Raw genomic sequence first — 14,026 nt, 5'->3', positions numbered from 1 at the left:
GAGGCGCGGGTCTCGACTTCTAATCAGATACCTGGTAGCGGCCCTGACGTGTGATGCTCTGCGCCGACAACGCGCGCGGAGGCAGGGGGGTGGCGGGGGGATGGGCGGGTCTGACGACCACTTGGGGCCTGGTCGGGACACGTGGGAGGACCGGCTGGGGCCGAACGACGAGAACTGGCTCCGGGCCCGGGTGGAGCGGTGGTTCGACCGCAACGGCGCGCTGGTGGCCGCGGCGGTGGCGGTGGTGGTCCTGGGGCCGGTTCTCGTGCTGTTGCGCACGGATCGGCTGGACGACGTGCTCGGCTTGAACGAGCCGGTGGTGACGGCGCCGGCGTCGGTGTTCGGGTTGCCGCCGGCCTTGGCGGGCGACCTGCCGCTGGACCGGGAGCACCCGTTCGCGGGGACGACCGCGGCGGGCTGGGCGGACGGCGAGGCGGGCGTGGTGGCGCCCGAGGTGCTGGAGTGGCAGGCGGCGTTCGTGCCGGCGGAGCGGTTGACGGCGGCGGTGGAGCGGGTGCGGCAGGTCGTCGTGGCGTCGCGGCTGGACCCGCGGGTGCTGCGGGACGGTGACGTGGAGCCGTTGCTGGGGCTGTTCGCGGTCGGGCAGCGGGAGGAGCTGCGGGCCCGGTTGGCGTCGGCGGACGGCGGTTCGGTGGCGACGCGGGTCGCGGCCGGGGAGCGGCTGCTGGACGTGCCGCCGAAGGTGTCGGGGCAGATGCTGGCGTCGGCGACCGACGAGGGGGAGGTGGTGGTGCGCACCTCGTTCTCGTTCGCGTACGCGTTCGACACCGATCGGGGGCTGCGCGGCTCCGACAGCGCCGTGGCGAGGGCGACGCACCAGGTCACGTACGTCGTGCGGGGTGATGGGGTGCACCTGACCGAGGCGTCGAGCGACTACGCGGACGGTTCGTGCGACGGCGCGGACCCCGCCCGGATCTCGCCTCCGGTGAGCGCGGCGCTCGGTCTGCCGTGCTTCCGGTGAACCGCCCGTATCGACTTCGCGGCCGATAGCTGGTAACGCCTTCGGTAGGGCTGTCACCGAGTGGGGGAACCGTGGACGAGTACCGGATCGAGGACCACCCCGACCTTCAGGACTCCGGGTGGGTGCGGGAGGCCGTGAAGCGGGCCGAGCGCGAGGAGAGGGCGCGGCGGCTGAGGTCGTTGCCGCGCCGGCCGAGGCGGCGGTTCTGGATCGGGTCGGCGATCGCGGTGGCGGCGGTGCTGCTGGCGTGGGCGGTGATCGCGTCGGAGTCCGGCACGCCCGCGGCGGGTGGGCCGGTGGACCCGAGCCGCCCGTTCGCGGGCACGTCGGCGGCGTCGTGGGCCGATGGCGAGGCCGGGGTGGCGGTGCCGGAGGCGGTCCAGGTGGGCGCGTACCCGGCGGAGCAGGTGGAGGCGGCCTACCAGCGGGTGCGCGAGGCGGTGATCGCGGCGCGGCTGGATCGGCGGGTGGTGCGCGACCACGACCTGGAGCCGCTGCTCGGGCTGTTCGCGCCGGACCTGCGCGAGTCGGTGCGGGTGCTGTTCGACGGCCGCAACGACGGTGAGGCGGCGTTGGTGGCGACGCGGGTGGACAAGGGCGCGCCGTTGGCCGAGGTGGAGCCGAAGGTGCGCGGCAGGATGTCCGCCGAGGTGGGGCCGGAGGGCGAGTTGGTGGTGTCGACGGACTACACGTTCGCCTACGCGTTCGCGACGGACCGGCCGGAGGCGCTGCGGGGGCCGTTGGACGCGGTGGCGTCGACGCGGTTCCAGGTGCGGTACTCGGTGCGCGCGGGCAGCCCCGGCGTGGAGGGGCTCTGGGCGGACGCGGCACTGGGCTCGTTTCACTCGATCGGGTGTTCGAGCGCGAAGCGCGGCTTCCTGGCGCCCGCGTTCACGGAGCCGTCGTTGCCGTTCGGCCTGGACTTCGACCTCACCGCGCCGTCCTCGCCGGCCGACGGCTGCCCGGAATGACGTCACCCGTTCGGACGATTCGCGGCACAGTGGCGCCGATCACAATTGGTGGTGATCACCGGGATACGCGCAGGTGAGGACGCCGGATTCACGGGCCGTACACAACCCCTTGGGGCCCGTGACAGCGGTCCCGCGTCGTCTTGGCGCGACCGGCGGTCGGACGGGCCGCCGGCGTGCTCGCGCGGGGCGCGCCGGCGGTGCACCACGAGTCCGCTCGCGCGGTGGCACGGCGGCCGCACAATAGGGGCATGGACCGCAACCCGCCCCGGCAGGACATCGACGAGTCGCAGCTCGACGTCAGCGAGCCCAAGCGGTGGGCGGCGGGCATCCCCGGCGTCGCGGTGTCGCTGCGGCGTGGCGTCGAGCAGATGGGCGTGGCCCGCACGGCGACCACGCTGCGGCTGCTCAACCAGCGCGAGGGCTTCGACTGCCCCGGCTGCGCGTGGCCGGAGCCGCAGGGGCACCGCAAGCTGGCCGAGTTCTGCGAGAACGGCGCGAAGGCGGTGGCCGAGGAGGCGACCAGGCGGCGCGTCGGGCCCGACTTCTTCGCCGCGCACCCGATCGCGGAACTCGCCGGCAAGACCGACTACTGGCTGGGTCAGCAGGGTCGGATCACCGAGCCGGTGGTGTTGCGCGAGGGCGCGACGCACTACGAGCCGATCGAGTGGCACGACGCGTTCGCGCTGATCGCCTCCCGCCTCAACGGCTTGGCGAGCCCGGACGAGGCCGTGTTCTACACGTCGGGCCGCACCAGCAACGAGGCCGCGTTCCTGTACCAGCTGCTGGTGCGCTCGTTCGGCACGAACAACCTGCCGGACTGCTCGAACATGTGCCACGAGTCGTCCGGCGCGGCGTTGTCGGAGACGACCGGCATCGGCAAGGGCTCGGTGAGCATCGACGACTTCGCCCGCGCCGACCTGATCGTGGTGGTGGGGCAGAACCCGGGCACGAACCACCCGCGGATGCTGTCGGCGTTGGAGGAGGCCAAGCGCGGCGGCGCGAAGATCGTGGCGGTGAACCCGTTGCCGGAGGCGGGGCTGCTGCGGTTCAAGAACCCGCAGAACGCGCGCGGGCTGGTGGGCTCGGGCACGAAGCTGGCCGACGAGTTCCTGCAGATCCGGTTGGGCGGCGACCAGGCGCTGTTCCAGGCGGCGGGCAACCTGCTGCTGTCGTGGGGCGCGGTGGACACCGGGTTCGTCGAGGGCTTCACCGAGGGGTTCGCCGAGTACGCCGACCACGTGCGGCGGCTGGACTGGGACTCGGTCGACGAGGCCACCGGCCTGCCGCGCGCCCAGGTGGAGCTGTTCGCCCGGATGCTGGCCGACTCCCGGCGCACGATCTTCTGCTGGGCCATGGGGCTGACGCAGCACAAGCACTCGGTGCCGACGATCCGCGAGATCGCGAACGTGGCGCTGCTGCGCGGCATGATCGGCAAGCCCGGCGCGGGGCTGTGCCCGGTGCGCGGCCACTCCAACGTGCAGGGCGACCGGACCATGGGCATCTGGGAGAAGATGCCGGAGAAGTTCCTGTCCGCGCTGGAGACCGAGTTCGGCATCGACGTGCCGCGCGAGCACGGCTTCGACACCGTGGCGTCGATCCGGGCCATGCGCGACGGCGCGGCGCGGGTGTTCTTCGCCGTGGGCGGGAACTTCGTCGCGGCCACCCCGGACACGGCGGTGACCGAGGCGGCCATGCGGAAGCTGGACCTGACCGTGCACGTGTCGACCAAGCTGAACCGGTCGCACGTGGTGCACGGCCGCACGGCGTTGATCCTGCCCACGCTGGGGCGCACGGAGAGCGACCTCCAGCACAGCGGCGAGCAGTTCGTCACGGTCGAGGACTCGATGTCGGTGGTGCACCGCTCCCGCGGCCGGCTGGCGCCCGCGAGCGACCGGCTGCTGTCGGAGGTGTCGATCGTGTGCCGGCTGGCGCGGGCCGTGCTGGGTCCGGCGCACCCGGTGCCGTGGGAGGAGTTCGAGAAGGACTACGACCTGGTCCGGGACCGGATCGCGCGGGTCGTGCCGGGGTGCGACGACTACAACGCGCGGGTGCGCCTGCCGGACGGTTTCGTGCTGCCGCACGCGCCGCGCGACGCCCGCGAGTTCACCGGCACCCGGTCGGGCAAGGCGCACTTCACGGCCAACGACCTGACCGTGCTGCGGGTGCCGCAGGGGCGGCTGCTGTTGCAGACCATGCGCAGCCACGACCAGTACAACACCACGATCTACGGCCTGGACGACCGCTACCGGGGCGTGAAGGACGGGCGGCGGGTGGTGTTCGTCAGCCCGGAGGACCTGGACGCGCTCGACCTGCTCGACGGGCAGCACGTGGACCTGGTCAGCGAGTGGCCGGAGGACCCGACGGGCGTGACCGAACGGCGTGCCGAGCGGTTCCGGGTGGTGGCCTACCCGACGGCGAAGGGCTGCGCGGCGGCGTACTTCCCGGAGGCGAACTCGTTGGTGCCGCTGGACTCCACGGCCACCGTGTCGGGCACGCCGACGTCCAAGTCGATCGTGGTGCGGCTGGAGAAGGTCTGACCGTCAGCTCGCGGCCCGCCGCCAGGTGAACCCGACGCTGGCCACCAGCACGCGGTGCTCGCGCACCACCCGCCAGTCGAGCCGGAACCGGCCGGACAGGGAGCGCAAGCGCTTGCTCCCGACGAGTCGGTGGCGGGCGGCGGCGCGGTGGTCGTCGTGCATGCGCTGCATCGCCGCGGCGAGCAGCAGGTCGTCGTGCGGCATGGTCTCCCCCTAGTCGCGGCGTGGCGCCACGGTGGTGGCCAGGAAGTAGCGCACCGGGCGCGCGTCCTCCGGCCGGTTCTCCTCGTTCTCGACGCGGTCCGCGTACGGCTTGAAGATCTCGGCGATCCGGGTGTGGACCTCGGCGGCCTCCGCCGCGGTCAGGAACTCCGTCGTGGCGAAGGTCCCCGTCACCTCGCGCCACGGCAGCGGCTCCCGGTCCTTGCCGCGGAAGCGGTCGCGGATGGAGGCGAACTCCTTCTCCAGGAACGCGTCACCGGCCGCTTCGGCGGCGAGCGCGGTCTCGTCGTCCATCCCGATGGACGACCAGCTCTGCTCGCGCCGCACCAGCCGCCACGGTTTCTGCCTGCCCTTGCCCGGCACCTCGGCCACGAAGCCGTACTGGGCCAGCACGTTCAGGTGGTAGGAGCAGCCGGCCACGCTCTCGCCCAGCAGCTCGGCGCACCGGGTGGCGGTCGTCGCGCCGTAGGTCGCCAGCACGTCGATGAGCTTCCACCGCAACGGGTGCGCGAGCGCCCGGAGCGTCTTCGGGTCCCGGATCAGCTCTGCTCCGCCATCGGCCATGCGATCACCGTACCTATATCAAGGTTGCTTTAGCAAGACTTCTTTAGAAAGGTTCCTTGATATGCGTGCGGGTAACACCGGGGGCCGTTCGGGCGAACCTACGCACGTGATGAGGACCGTGCTCCCCTTGGCGCTGCTCGCGCTCTGCGCGTGCACGAGCACGCCCGCCGCCGAGCCGCCGCCGTCACCCCCGCCGACCGACTCGGCCGGCGTGAACTGCGAGGACGCCCCCTCGGACGTCGTCGGCGCGGCCCTGGAGATGCGACTCGACCAGCCGCGTCAAACGATCACCGGCAACGTCGTGCGCTGCGCGTACGGCGGCGGCACGGCCGAGGTCCGCTTCGAGACCGGCGCGGACGCCGCGTCGTTCGCCGAGGGTCGCGGGGACCACGGCCGGATCACCGACCTGCCCGGCTTCCACGACGAGGCCTACCGCGCCACCGCCGTCACGGGAGAGGTCGTCCGGACCGTCGTCGTCGCCCGCGCCGGCACGGTCGAGATCACGGTGACCTCCGACGCCACCGCCGATCGGGCCCAGCGGCTCGTCGACGCCCTGTTCGCCACCCTCTGAGGGCTTCGGTCCAGTGCGGCCGACCGACTTGCGGCACCGGGGCCGCCGACCTCGTCGCGCACGTCCCTCACGACGTCACCGCTCCAGCACCGCCATCGCCGCGTTGTGGCCGCCGATCCCGCTCACCCCGCCGCCACGTCGGGCGCCCGCGCCGCACACGAACAGGTTCGCCACGTCGGTCTCGACGCCCCACCGGCCCACTTCGTCCTCGTGCTCGGCGAACGGCCACGACAGCTCGTCGTGGAAGATGTTGCCGCGCGGCAACCCCAGTTCCGCCTCCAGGTCCAGCGGCGTGCGGGCCTCCAGGCACGGCTCGCCGTTCGCGTCCCGCGCCAGGCACGACTCGATCGGCTCTTCGAGGTGGGCGTTCAACCCGGCCAGGTACCGGCCGACCAGCTCGTCCCGCACCCGGTCGTTGTCGGTCTCGAACAACGACGCCGGCGTGTGCAGCCCGAACAGCGTCAACGTGTGCCACCCGCGCTCGACCAGCTCGGGCGCGAGGATCGACGGGTCGGTCAACGTGTGGCAGTACATCTCCGCCGGCAGCACCGACGGCACCCGCCCGGCCGCGCTCTCCCGGTACGCCGTCTCCAGCTGCCCGTACGACTCGTCCACGTGCAGCGTCCCGGCGAACGCCACCACCGGGTCCACCCCGCCGCGGAACCGGGGCAGCCGTTCCAGCAGCATGTTCACCTTCACCTGGCAGCCCTCGGCGACCGGCGCGACCGGCCTGCCGCGCAAGCGGTCCAGAGTGGACGGAGCGGCCCCGGACAGCACGAACTTCGCGCCCACCGTGCGACCGTCGTACTCCACCTCGGCCCGGACGCCGTCCGCGTCCACGCGCGTCACCTCGGCCCGGGTCACGACCTCGACGCCCGCCTCCAGCGCCACCCGCAGGAGCTCGCCGGTCACCGCGCCCATCCCGCCGACCGGCACCTGCCACTCACCCGTGCCGTTGCCGATCACGTGGTAGAGGAAGCACCGGTTCGCCTTCAGGTCCCGCAACGACGTGTGCGTGCCGATCAGCCCGTCCGTGGCCACGACGCCGCGCACCACGTCGTCCGCGAACAGCTCCTCCAACGTCTCCCCGATCGGCCGCTCCACGACCTGGTCCCACAACCGCGCCCGCGCCACCGAGTCGACCCGCAGCCGCGCGTGCTCGCTGGACAGCAACGGCTCCAGCATCGTCGGCGACAACGCCTCGGCCAGCACCTCCAGGTCGTCGTACCACCGGCGCCACCGCTCCCACTCGGCGTCCGACCCGGTCAGCGCCCGGAACGACGCCGCCGTCGCCGCGCCCGGGTCGCGCTCCACCAGCAGGTCGCCCGCCGGGGTGTAGGACGACGCCGAACGCGAGCGCAACGCCACCCGCAGCCCCAGGTCCGCCACGACCTTGTCCGGCAGCAGGCTGACCAGGTACGAGTACCGGGACAGCCGCGCCGGGACGCCCGGGAACACCTGCTCGCTCACCGCCGCGCCGCCGACGTGGTCGAGCTTCTCCAGCACCAGCACCGTGCGGCCCGCCCGTGCCAGGTAGGCAGCCGCCACCAGCGCGTTGTGCCCGCCGCCGACCACCACCACGTCGTAGGTATCCACCCGGCCGACTCTAACCAGTGAACAGCGCCGTCACCTTGCGGATCAGCTCGACCAATCCGTAGGCCAGCGGCAGTCCCACCCACAGCCACGCGAACACGACCACCCCGCGCCCGCTCATCGGACCGCCCCCGCTTCCGGCTCGTGGTGCTTCGCCGCCACCGGCCGCACCAGCTCGTTCGCCACGAACCCGACCACCAGCAACGCGATCATGATGAACAGCGACGTCGTGTACAGGTCGGGCCCGGACTTCCCGGCCGCCTTCTGCCCGTCCGCGACGGCGTTCACGATCAGCGGCCCCAGCACACCCGCCAACGACCACGCCGTCAGCAACCGCCCGTGGATCGCGCCCACCTGGTAGGTGCCGAACAAGTCCTTCAGGTAGGCCGGGATCGTGGCGAACCCGCCGCCGTAGAACGACAGGACCACCATCGCGCACACCACGAACAACGGCTTCGACGCGTTGCCCGCCAACGCCAGGACCAGGTACGCCACCGCGCCGACGCCCAGGTACAGCCGGTAGACGTTCTTGCGCCCCACCAGGTCCGACGTCGACGACCACGCGATCCGACCGACCATGTTCGCCAACGACAGCAGCGCCACGAACCCCGCCGCCGCGCCCGCCGCCGCGCCCGCCGCCACCGGCGTGGCCGTCCCGGCGAAGAAGTCCCGGATCATCGGCGAGGCCTTCTCCAGGATCCCGATGCCCGCCGTGACGTTGAGGCACAGCACCAGCCACAGGAGCCAGAACTGCGGCGTGCGCAGGGCGTTGCGCGCCGACACGTTGACCGCCGAGCGCACCACCTCCCGCTCCTCGACCGCCGCGGGCACCCGCACCAGCAGCACGCCCACCGACATGAAGACCGCGTACACGAGCCCGTGCACCAGGAACGTCAGCGCGATCCCGTCCCCGTCGCGCCCGAACGACTCCAACATCTGCGCCGACCACGGCGACGCGATCAGCGCGCCGCCGCCGAACCCCATGATCGCGATGCCCGTCGCCATCCCCGGCCGGTCCGGGAACCACTTGATCAGCGTCGACACCGGCGAGATGTACCCGATGCCCAACCCGATGCCGCCGACGAACCCGTACCCCACGACCACCAGCCAGTACTGCTGCGTCCAGGCGCCCAACGCCGAGATCAGGAACCCCGACGAGAAGCAGGTCGCGGACACGAACATGGCCCACCTCGGCCCGTTGCGCTCGACCAGCGTGCCGCCGAACGCCGCCGACAGCCCCAGCATCACGATCCCCAACTGGAACGGCAGCGCGCTCTGCGTCCCCGTCAGGTCCAGCGCGCTCTCCAACGGCGGCTTGAACACGCTCCACGCGTAGGCCTGACCGATGGCCAGGTGCACCGACAACGCGGCGGGCGGGATCAACCAGCGGTTCCAGCCCGGTGGGGCGATCGTGCGAGAGCGGTCCAGGAAACCCACTGCCCGACACCTCCGTAGCCTGGTGAGTGGTTCGCGAAAAAACTTAGCCAAGTGAAGGAGTTCGCGATGGGGCGGGTCACCGTGCGTCGCCCAGTGGTCACGTATGCGCGACGAACGTCCCGCAAACGGGTCGACGCGCTGGCCGCCGAGGAGCCGTTGGAACTGCGGGTAGGCGGCAAGGCGCTGACCGTGACGATGCGCACGCCGGGGCACGACGTGGAGCTGGCGCACGGTTTCCTGCTCAGCGAAGGCGTCATCGGCGGGCTGGAGGACATCTCGGTCGCCCGCTTCTGCGAGGGCACCGGACCCGACGGCCTCAACACCTACAACGTGCTCGACCTGACCCTCGCCGACGGCGTGGCGCCGCCGGACCCGAGCGTGGAGCGCAACTTCTACACCACGTCGTCCTGCGGCGTCTGCGGCAAGGCGGCCCTGGACGCGGTCAAGCTGAAGACCGCGCACTCCCCCGCCGCCGACGACTGCACGGTCGACGTGGACGTGCTCTGCGCCCTGCCGGACGAACTGCGCAAGCGCCAGAAGGTCTTCGCCTCCACCGGCGGCCTGCACGCGGCCGGCCTGTTCACCACCACCGGCGAAGCGCTGGTCGTCCGCGAGGACGTGGGCAGGCACAACGCGGTCGACAAGGTCCTCGGCTGGGCCGTGCTCAACGACAGGGTCCCGCTGGCGGGAACCGTGCTCATGGTCTCCGGCCGGGCCTCCTTCGAGCTCGTCCAGAAGGCCGCCATGGCCGGCATCCCGATCCTCTCGGCCGTCTCCGCGCCGTCGTCCCTGGCCGCCGACCTGGCCGAGGAGCAGGGCCTGACCCTGGTCGGCTTCCTGCGCGGCGACTCGATGAACGTCTACACGGGCCACGACCGGATCACCGCATGAGACCGCTGGACGGCGTCACCGTCGTCAGCCTCGAACAAGCCGTCGCCGTGCCCTACGCCACCCGCCTGCTCGCCGACCTGGGTGCGCGGGTGATCAAGGTCGAGCGCCCGGGCGGAGGCGACTTCGCCCGCCACTACGACGCCACGTGCGGCTCGGTGTCGTCGTACTTCGCCTGGACGAACGTCGGCAAGGAGTCCGTCACCCTCGACCTCAAGCACCCGGCCGCCCGCCAGGTCCTGCACGACCTCGTCGCCGGGGCCGACGTGGTCCTGTGCAACCTCTCCCCGGCCGCCGCGCGTCGACTGGACGTGGACGCATCCTCACTCCGCCGGGTGAAACCCGACCTTGTGATCGGCGAACTCTCCGGCTACGGCGAGTCCGGCCCGTACGCGTCCCGCAAGGCCTTCGACGCCCTGGTCCAGTCCGAGACGGGTCTCATCGACCTCACCGGTCAGGACGACGTCACCGCACGCGCGGGCATCTCGGTGGCCGACATCGCGGCGGGCGTGCAGCTCCAGTCCGCCGTCCTGGCCGCCCTGCTCCACCGCTCCCGAACGGGTGAAGGCGCGACCCTGAGCCTGTCGCTCTTCGAAGCCCTGGCCGAGTGGATGCACCAGCCCATGCTCTACGCCGCCGGCACCGGTCGAGCCGCCCCGCGCACCGGCGCCCACCACCCCAGCATCGCGCCCTACGGCCCGTTCCCCTGCGCGGACGGCACCGTCCACCTGGCCGTGCAGAACGACCCCCAGTGGCGCCGCCTCTGCGGCCTACTCGACCGCCCGGACCTGGCCGACGACCCCCGCTTCACCACCGTCACGTCCCGCGTCGCCCACCGGCCTGCCCTGCACGCCGAGCTCGACTTCACCACCTGGACCAAGGCGGACCTGCTCGACGCGCTCGACGACGCCGACGTCCCCGCCGCCCTGACCCGCAGCGTCGCCGACCTGCCGCGGCACCCCCAGCTCACGGCGCGGGAGAGGCAGACCTCGGTCCCGGTCCCCGGCGGCGAGGTCACCGCCCTGCGCCCGCCGGTCGACTCCACCGCCTGGCACTGGACCCCCGCGCCCGTGCCCGCCCTCGGCGAGCACACCGACCACGTGCTGCGCGGGCTCGGCTACTCCGCGGAACGGATCGCGGACCTCCGCACCCGGTCGGCGATCTGACCGAAACGCGAGCCGCGTTCGTGACGATGTCGTGAAGGGATCTCGCGTCGGGGGTGGCACATGGTCAGCAGGCGGACGGCGCTCGCGGCGCTGGGCGGCACCGCCCTGGCGACCGCGGGCCTCACGGCCGCGTGGCACGGCAACGCGCCGCTCGGCGAAGCGCTCCGCCACGCGGTGGGCGTCGCGGGCCCCGTGCCGGCCGTCACGCGCGCCGTCGTCGCGGTCGAACGCGTCCACTCCCACTACCGGAGCCGTGACGTCGACCTGCTCACGATGACACCCACGGGTGTGCCCGCGCAGGGCCTGCCCATGTCGATCCTCCTGCACGGCCGCCACGGCGCCGCCCGCACCGCGTCACCGGGCGGCATGGCGGAAGTCCTGGTGGCGGCCGTCAGCCGGGGCCAGGTCCCGCCGTTCGGCTTCGTGGCCGTGGACGGCGGCGACCACTACTGGCACGAGAACGTCCCCGGCGACGACCCGATGGCCATGCTGCTCGAAGAGGTGCCCCGCTGGCTGGCCGAACGGGGCTACGGCGCGCCGTTCGCGTGCACGGGCGTGTCGATGGGCGGCTTCGGCGCGCTCCTCTACGGCCGCAGGCGGCACGAACGCCGTGAACCCGCCAAGGCCATCGCCGTCATCGCGCCGGCCCTGCTCACCGACTGGGCGGAGATGGCCAAGCGCAACGCCTTCACCGGCCCCGACCAGTGGGCCTCGCTGGACCCGCTGAAGAACCTGGACAAGCTCGGCGCCGCGCCCGTCGGCGTCTGGGCGGGCGACCGGGACACCTTCATCACCGGCACCCGGCAGTTCATCGCCAACGCCAAGCCCGCCGTCGCCTCCATCACCCCCGGCGGCCACAACGACGCCCTCTACCGCAAGGTCGTCCCCGACGTGATCCGCTTCCTGGGCAAGCGCGTGTGACCACCGGTCCTGCACAGGACCTCCACACGACCGCGGTCGCCTGGTCCCACGCCCCGCTCGACATCGGCTGCCGCTCTGGCCCAACCCGACTGGGAGACCCTCGCCGCCAAAACCGGGCCGGCCGCGATCGCCACCGGCCCGTTCCTGGCCGCGTTCACGCTCTTCCGGGTGACGGTGACGGTGACGGTCAGCGCGGCGTGAGGGGGGTGCGCCCGCTGCGCACCCACTTCAGCACCGCGCCCCACTCGCCGTAGCCGGCGTCGATGTTGAGGTGCCGGCCACCCACGATGACGTCGACGTCGACCCGCAGCGCCTCGGCCATCTCCTTGGCCTGCGCCACCGTGCAGTAGGAGTCGCCCTCGCCCGCGACCAACCTGGTCGACACCGCCGCCCGCCGCACCACCGTCGGATCCAGCACGGGGTGCAGGAACCCGGAGATCAACGGCTCGCCGGCGAAGTCCGGGGCGGGCGGCGCGACCAGCAGCACCCGGTCGACCCGCAGCGCCGCGTCGAACTCGCCGGCCGCGTGGTGCAGCCACAGCAGCACCGCCAGCGAGTGCGCGACGACCACCCGTTCGACGGAACCGGCCGCCGGCATGGCGGCGAGGTGCGACCGCAGCTCGTCCAGCCAAGCCGACAGCTCCGGCTCGTCGGGTGAGCTGAACCGGGGCAGGTCCACCGACCCACCGTGGTGGGCCAGCTCGCCTGCCAGCCAGTTCTGCCAGTGCGCGGGCCCGGAACCACCCAGGCCGTGCAGGATCAGCGTGTGCGGGAGGGACAACTCACGCCGACTTCTCGCGACGCTCCCGGCGGGACGGCTGCCGGGCCACGATGGTCGGGTTGACGTTCTCCTTCACGGTCTGCTCGGTGATGACGACCTTGGCGACGTCCGTGCGGCTCGGGATGTCGTACATCACCGGCAGCAGGACTTCCTCCATGATCGCCCGCAACCCGCGCGCGCCCGTGCCGCGCAGGATCGCCTGGTCCGCGACCGCCTCCATCGCCGTCCGGGTGAACTCCAGTTCGACCCCGTCCATCTCGAACAGCTTCTGGTACTGCTTGACCAGCGCGTTCTTCGGCTCGGTGAGGATGCGGACGAGCGATTCCTTGTCCAGGTTCGTGACGCTCGCGACCATCGGCAACCGGCCGATGAACTCGGGGATCAGGCCGAACTTGATCAGGTCCTCGGGCATCGAGTCGGCGTAGTAGTCCGCCGCGTCGACCTCGGCCTTGGTCCGCACCTCGGCGCCGAAGCCCAGACCGCGCTTGCCCACCCGGTCCTGGATGATCTTGTCGAGGCCCGCGAACGCGCCCGCCACGATGAACAGCACGTTCGTCGTGTCGATCTGGATGAACTCCTGGTGGGGGTGCTTGCGACCACCCTGCGGCGGCACCGAGGCCGTCGTCCCCTCCAGTATTTTCAGCAGCGCCTGCTGCACACCTTCGCCCGACACGTCACGCGTGATCGACGGGTTTTCACTCTTTCGAGCGATCTTGTCGACCTCGTCGATGTAGATGATGCCGGTCTCGGCGCGCTTGACGTCGTAGTCCGCCGCCTGGATGAGCTTGAGGAGGATGTTCTCCACGTCCTCGCCCACGTAGCCGGCCTCGGTCAACGCCGTGGCGTCCGCGATGGCGAACGGCACGTTCAGCATCTTCGCGAGGGTCTGGGCCAGGTAGGTCTTGCCGCACCCCGTGGGCCCGAGCATGAGGATGTTCGACTTGGCGAGTTCCACGCCGTCGTCGCGGCCCTCACGCCCGCGGTCACCGGCCTGGATGCGCTTGTAGTGGTTGTAGACCGCCACCGAGAGCGTGCGCTTGGCCTCGTTCTGGCCGATCACGTACTGGTCGAGGAACTCGTGGATCTCGGCGGGCTTGGGCAGCTCGTCGAGCTTGACGTCGCCGGCCTCCGCGAGTTCTTCCTCGATGATCTCGTTGCAGAGGTCGATGCACTCATCGCAGATGTAGACACCCGGTCCGGCGATGAGTTTTTTCACCTGCTTCTGGCTCTTGCCGCAGAAAGAGCACTTCAGCAGGTCGCCGCCGTCACCGATACGTGCCATGACCGCTGACCTCTGTCCCCTCCGGCGCACGACCTGGTGAGGTGCGCCTGACTGCTGATGTGGCGAGTGCCCGCTGGATGCGGGGTCCGCCCGTTCCCCTCGACGGTACCT

General features: G+C 71.8%; 14 protein-coding genes. 7 read left to right on the top strand and 7 right to left on the bottom strand.

Going from position 1 to position 14,026, the window contains the following annotated elements:
• Positions 1–100 precede the first annotated feature (100 nt).
• The 3 genes from ACQPYE_RS07055 (at position 101) to ACQPYE_RS07045 (ending at position 4,490) form a co-directional block, all read left to right on the top strand.
• A complete protein-coding gene (locus tag ACQPYE_RS07055; protein ID WP_498720071.1) occupies positions 101–982 on the top strand; it encodes a hypothetical protein in 882 nt (293 codons plus the stop codon).
• A 71-nt stretch (positions 983–1,053) separates the two neighbouring features.
• Positions 1,054–1,953 (top strand): hypothetical protein, encoded by a 900-nt coding sequence (locus tag ACQPYE_RS07050; protein ID WP_498720069.1) that lies wholly within the window; start codon positions 1,054–1,056, stop codon positions 1,951–1,953.
• Positions 1,954–2,201: 248 nt separating this feature from the next.
• Positions 2,202–4,490: an FdhF/YdeP family oxidoreductase gene (locus ACQPYE_RS07045; RefSeq protein ID WP_498720068.1), complete on the top strand. Its 2,289-nt coding sequence runs from the start codon at positions 2,202–2,204 to the stop codon at positions 4,488–4,490.
• A gap of 3 nt (positions 4,491–4,493) precedes the next feature.
• Here ACQPYE_RS07045 and ACQPYE_RS07040 read toward each other — a convergent pair whose 3' ends face one another.
• Complete coding sequence (locus tag ACQPYE_RS07040) at positions 4,494–4,694, bottom strand: hypothetical protein (RefSeq protein WP_498720067.1); 201 nt, start codon at positions 4,692–4,694, stop codon at positions 4,494–4,496.
• A gap of 9 nt (positions 4,695–4,703) precedes the next feature.
• The gene (locus ACQPYE_RS07035; protein ID WP_498720066.1) at positions 4,704–5,276 is read right to left on the bottom strand and encodes an ArsR/SmtB family transcription factor; all 573 of its coding nucleotides are present in this window, start codon (positions 5,274–5,276) and stop codon (positions 4,704–4,706) included.
• Between the two features lie 109 nt (positions 5,277–5,385).
• Here ACQPYE_RS07035 and ACQPYE_RS07030 point away from each other — a divergent pair, with 109 nt between their 5' ends.
• The gene (locus ACQPYE_RS07030; protein WP_498720065.1) at positions 5,386–5,847 is read left to right on the top strand and encodes a hypothetical protein; all 462 of its coding nucleotides are present in this window, start codon (positions 5,386–5,388) and stop codon (positions 5,845–5,847) included.
• A gap of 75 nt (positions 5,848–5,922) precedes the next feature.
• On the opposite strand, the gene ACQPYE_RS07025 is transcribed toward ACQPYE_RS07030, so the two are convergent.
• Genes ACQPYE_RS07025 through ACQPYE_RS07015 form a run of 3 tightly spaced genes read right to left on the bottom strand, consistent with a single transcriptional unit; the run spans position 5,923 to position 8,877 of the window.
• Positions 5,923–7,443, bottom strand: a complete 1,521-nt coding sequence (locus ACQPYE_RS07025) for a phytoene desaturase family protein (protein WP_498720064.1) — start codon at positions 7,441–7,443, stop codon at positions 5,923–5,925.
• Positions 7,444–7,453: 10 nt separating this feature from the next.
• Positions 7,454–7,561 (bottom strand): MFS transporter small subunit, encoded by a 108-nt coding sequence (locus ACQPYE_RS07020; RefSeq protein ID WP_498720063.1) that lies wholly within the window; start codon positions 7,559–7,561, stop codon positions 7,454–7,456.
• Positions 7,558–8,877 (bottom strand): OFA family MFS transporter, encoded by a 1,320-nt coding sequence (locus ACQPYE_RS07015; protein ID WP_498720059.1) that lies wholly within the window; start codon positions 8,875–8,877, stop codon positions 7,558–7,560. Before ACQPYE_RS07015 ends, ACQPYE_RS07020 begins: the two co-directional genes overlap by 4 nt.
• Before the next feature lie 66 nt (positions 8,878–8,943).
• Between ACQPYE_RS07015 and fdhD the strand changes: the two genes are divergently transcribed.
• Genes fdhD through ACQPYE_RS07000 form a run of 3 tightly spaced genes read left to right on the top strand, consistent with a single transcriptional unit; the run spans position 8,944 to position 11,852 of the window.
• Positions 8,944–9,768 carry a formate dehydrogenase accessory sulfurtransferase FdhD gene (fdhD, locus tag ACQPYE_RS07010; protein WP_498722853.1) on the top strand — a complete coding sequence of 275 codons (825 nt, stop codon included), beginning with the start codon at positions 8,944–8,946 and terminating at the stop codon, positions 9,766–9,768.
• A complete protein-coding gene (locus ACQPYE_RS07005) occupies positions 9,765–10,931 on the top strand; it encodes a CaiB/BaiF CoA transferase family protein (protein WP_498720058.1) in 1,167 nt (388 codons plus the stop codon). The genes fdhD and ACQPYE_RS07005 overlap by 4 nt, the downstream gene beginning before the upstream one ends.
• Before the next feature lie 60 nt (positions 10,932–10,991).
• Positions 10,992–11,852: an alpha/beta hydrolase gene (locus tag ACQPYE_RS07000; RefSeq protein WP_498720057.1), complete on the top strand. Its 861-nt coding sequence runs from the start codon at positions 10,992–10,994 to the stop codon at positions 11,850–11,852.
• Positions 11,853–12,039: 187 nt separating this feature from the next.
• Here ACQPYE_RS07000 and ACQPYE_RS06995 read toward each other — a convergent pair whose 3' ends face one another.
• Positions 12,040–12,633, bottom strand: coding sequence for an RBBP9/YdeN family alpha/beta hydrolase (locus ACQPYE_RS06995; protein WP_498720056.1), 594 nt, complete (start codon positions 12,631–12,633; stop codon positions 12,040–12,042).
• A 1-nt stretch (position 12,634) separates the two neighbouring features.
• On the bottom strand, positions 12,635–13,915 hold the full coding sequence (gene clpX / locus ACQPYE_RS06990; RefSeq protein ID WP_106615123.1) for an ATP-dependent Clp protease ATP-binding subunit ClpX: 1,281 nt from the start codon (positions 13,913–13,915) through the stop codon (positions 12,635–12,637).
• Positions 13,916–14,026: the final 111 nt, after the last annotated feature.

Source organism: Actinosynnema sp. CA-299493, from assembly GCF_050946825.1.
Taxonomy (GTDB): domain Bacteria; phylum Actinomycetota; class Actinomycetes; order Mycobacteriales; family Pseudonocardiaceae; genus Actinosynnema.
The sequence above is the reverse complement of the archived record's forward strand: the minus strand, read 5'-3'. Positions and strand labels throughout refer to the sequence as shown.